Raw genomic sequence first — 4,397 nt, 5'->3', positions numbered from 1 at the left:
CAACGATGAAAGCAGTTTGGACAGTTCGATTTCGCTGGAGATAGCTTGGGAAGCTTTGAGAATGGCAGCTAAATCTAAAGCCACAGAAGCACTGCTGCTACCAGTAGCGGAACTGGTCGATGTAACAGTCCCCAAGGCGAAGATAGTTTCGTTAGTGGAAAGAGCAGAACGAGTTTGCTGTAATACGGGAGCAAGTAATTGGGGATAGCGTTTGTCTAAATCAGCGACTTTGGCTTTTGCACCCCAACGAGCATAGCCATAGTAAGCTTCAATCGCATATTCTTGAGCGATGCGCTGTTTATTCCATTGTAAGTAAAACTTTGCTGCTAGTTCGTTGGCGAGGGCTTCTTCGTTGATGAATTGATGTTCTCTAGCAAGATTTATAGCTCGGTCATAACACTCACTGGCTCCGACTTTTTCACCCAAAACTCGATGGCGTTCGGCTTCAACTAAATACCATTTATGCAAGTGGTTCATCGTGGCATAGTGCGCCCACTGGTGCAGAATCGCTTGATGGGTGGCAGCAACAGCAAGCAGTTCGGCTTGCTCCGGTTCTGGTTGGGTAGGGAAGAGTGCTAGATAAGTTAGTGAGGCATAAAAATGGAAAATAGGAACAAAAATCGATCCCGATACTGCCATTAAACACGGCTTCGCTTGGGCGATATAGTTGCGTGCATCTGCATAATTACCAAAGTAGTAAGCAAGCAGCAGTTTGTAGATGTAAGCTTGCGCCATCGCTGTTAAATCGTTATCCTGCTGGTGCTTAGTTAGCATCAACGTTTCATTATAGGAATTGCCGATCAAGCAATATGGTTGACTGACTAATTCAATCAAGTTTTCTGCTGCTTGTTTGCCTAAATTTACATATACTCGAGCAGATTCTTGTTTCACCTGAGCCAATGCCACACTATAATCAGCCATGTCTTTAATAAAACTATTCAGTTCTTCACCGCTAAAAAACCTGCCATTACTGTGACCACCTAGAGCAAAACCAGCGTGTAAAAAATCTCCAGTTTCTATGCCAGCATAGTAAGCTGCTTTCAGAGTCGGGATCGTGGCATCCAAGCGCTCTTGGTAATGTTGAATAAAGCAACCAAATAAAGACATAACGCCGGATTTAATTTTTTGTATATTAAATTTTTCCAGTAAATTTAGAGCCAACTTACCAAAAGCATAGCCTGCGGAAGGATCTTCCAAGAAAGCACATAATACCATGCCGTGAATACCATACCCAGTTGTTGATGCCACGGTATTGCCTGATCGAAGAGATAAATTCACCATCATCGAACTCAGTAAGGGCAATAAACCGGGCATTCCTTGGATAATGGGTGAAAACAACATTGCCATCAATTCCATTGCGGCTCGATCAGTAGGATCGGTCATTAAGGGCAGATTTATCAAGTCTTCAATTTGTCTACCTTCGAGTTGGGTGGCAAGGCTTTGTAGCATTATGCTAGTCTTAGCTCGATCGGGTTCTGTAGGCAGTTCAAGCCCCAATTGTTCTAATGCTTTTCTGCCAATAGCGATCGCCTCCAACACATTACTTTGTACAACTTGCGCTGCAATTTGAATTTCGTAAATTTTGATTTTGTCTAAAATCGTTTGAACAGATAGCAACATAATTGTTGCTATCTGTTCCATGCCCTCAAAGTCACTATTCAAATAACTAGCTTCAGCCGCGGCAATATGGAGGTTTAAAGCTAATTCATACTGACTTTGCCAACAGTTTATTTGTAGTAGGTCGATGCCTGTTTGGAAATATGTTCTTGCTGCCGCGTATGCTATAGAATTTCTCGCCTTACCTCCAGCTTTTAAATTTAGTTGAGCTAACATTTCTTGTTCTCTCGGTTCAGTAATTAACTTAATTCCTTTATTCAAATGCTCGACAATATCAAACAGTTTTTCCTCTTGTTCTATTTGTGATAATTTTTTCCGAAGTAGTTGTCCGATTTTGAGATGAGTTGCTTGTTTTTGACAATCGGGAATCAGCGAATAAGCCGCTTGCTGTACTCGGTCATGTAAAAATTTATATCGTGCGAATTGTTTAGTGGTATTTCCATTCTCTAGGGTTAATTTATCGTAATCATTTTCTTGAGAAAATTTATAAACATCACTAATCGGTAAAATTAATCCTTCTTGTAACGTTTTCCACAACTCAGCAGCAGTTTCTATCTCTGACTGTTCCGAAACAATTGCCAAAATCGCTAGATCGAACTGATTACCAACACAAGCAGCTAATTTTAATACATTTTGAGTCGATCGCGGCAATTTTTGTAATTGCAATGCCATAAAGGACACAACATCATCTGTAAGCACCTGCTGGTTAACTTGGGTAACATCGCATTGCCAGCAGCCTGATTCAAAATTGAATTGAATGAGATTGTCTTGATGTAATGCTTTAAGAAACTGAATAGCAAATAAGGGATTTCCTTTGGTTCTTTGATAAATCAGTTGAGAAATATTACCTGCCAACTTTTTTGAGCATTTCAGGGTGTCAGCAACTAAGTGATTCACTGTGACTTGACTCAATGGTACTAAAGTAATCGTATTAATCGTTGCTTGTTTTTTTTGTATCTCGCCAAAAGTCAACATCAATGGATGTCCGGGGTTGACTTCATTATCGCGGTATGCACCAATTAATAACAGATACCCCGTATCAGCCATCAGGAGCTGCATTAAGTTCAGCGATGCCAAATCTGCCCATTGCAAATCATCTAAAAACATCACTAAGGGATGTGAGGCATTGGTAAAGACTTGGGTAAATTTTTGAAACAATAAATTAAATCTATTTTGTGCTGGTGTTCCCGATAATTCGGGAGCTGGTGGTTGTTGACCGATAATTATTTCTAGTTCGGGGATGACTTCAATAATGACTTGTCCGCTGTCACCAAGGGCTTCTAAAATCTTAGTTTTCCATTGTTTGATTTGGGCATCACTTTCACTCACCAATTGCCCCATTAAATCCCGAAAGGCTTGCACGAAGGCACTTAAAGGAATGTTACGCTGAAATTGATCATATTTGCCTTTGATAAAATAACCCCGTTGGCGCACGATCGGTTTATGCACTTCGTTAACTACTGCTGTTTTACCAATCCCAGAAAAGCCAGCTACCAGCATCATTTCTGTTGCGCCTTGACTAACTCGCTCAAATGCTTGCAGCAGTATTGATACTTCAGCTTCTCGTCCGTAAAGTTTTTCGGGAATGAGGAAGCGATCGCTCACATCTCTTCGCCCAATTTCAAAACTCTGAATTTCCCCAGTTTCTTTAAGCCGCTCTAAACATTTTTCTAGATCGGTTTTCAGTCCTAAAGCACTTTGATAGCGGTCTTCCGCATTTTTTGCCATCAATTTGCTGACAATCTTTGAAAGTACAGATGGAATTTGTGGGTTAATTTCGTGTACTAAGGGTGCTGCTTTGGCGATATGGCAATGTACTAATTCCATCGGGTCATTGGATTGAAATGGCAACTCTCCTGTCAATAATTCGTAGAAGGTGATACCAATTGAATAAAAATCAGTCCGGTAGTCAATCCCCCGGTTCATTCTTCCGGTTTGTTCGGGAGAAATGTAAGCTAGGGTTCCTTCTAATACATTGGGATTGATGAGGATTTGCGTTTCTCTTGGTAGTAAAGATGCAATGCTAAAGTCGATTAATTTGACTTGTTTAGTTGAGGGATTAATCAGAATATTCGTGGGTTTGATATCTTTATGAATGATGCGTTCGCGGTATAAAATATCCAAGGCATTACAGAGGGCGATCGCGATCTCTAAAAATTTTCTCAAAGATAGTGATTTCCCTATTTTCATGACCCATTCCTTGAGAGAAATACCCCCAAAGTCTTCCATGACCAAGGCATAGCCATTTTGATAGGGTTCTAGGCTATAAGTTTCAATAATTCCAGATTGAAGAAGGTTTTTAGCAATGGTATATTGATTGCAAAATTGCACCAATTCGCTCAAAGTAGGATATTCGTTTTTCAGTAGTTTGATGACGACAGGTAATCGGTCATTAGTACGGACAGCCCGATAAACTAAGGTGCGACTTCCTGAATAAACTGTTTCAATAATTTGATATTTTGTAATTTGAAAGTTTGTATGAGCGTTACTGTTTTGCTGGGTGTTTTTCATTTATGTTGTGGGTCGAAAGTCAAGGGTTAGTAGTTGTTAAATAAGCCAATATCGGGAAATTAACTGTTTTGTTTTGCTTTTTATGGTAAGATGATAATAAATTCGGTGCCTTTGCCTGGGGTAGAATTAACGTGAATTGCACCGCCATGTTTTTCGACAACGATCGACTTAGCGATCGCCAATCCCAATCCGGTTCCTTTCCCGACTGCTTTGGTTGTAAATAAGTGGTCAAATATCTTTTCTTTGACCGATTCATCCATGCCACTACC

The 4,397-nt window shown here is 40.3% G+C and carries 2 protein-coding genes; both read right to left on the bottom strand.

Annotated elements, in window-relative coordinates; genetic code table 11:
- On the bottom strand, positions 1 to 4,128 hold a 4,128-nt coding region (locus tag QUA27_RS26995; protein WP_333072094.1), incomplete at its 3' end, for an ATP-binding protein.
- Positions 4,129 to 4,208: 80 nt separating this feature from the next.
- The coding region (locus QUA27_RS26990; protein WP_333072093.1) for a sensor histidine kinase at positions 4,209 to 4,397 on the bottom strand (189 nt) is incomplete at its 5' end.

Origin of the sequence: Microcoleus harperi Pol14_C6 (assembly GCF_036701295.1) — a bacterium.
In the GTDB taxonomy this organism is placed as follows: domain Bacteria; phylum Cyanobacteriota; class Cyanobacteriia; order Cyanobacteriales; family Microcoleaceae; genus Microcoleus.
Note: the sequence above shows the minus strand (reverse complement) of the source record. Positions and strands in the feature narration are given on the sequence as shown.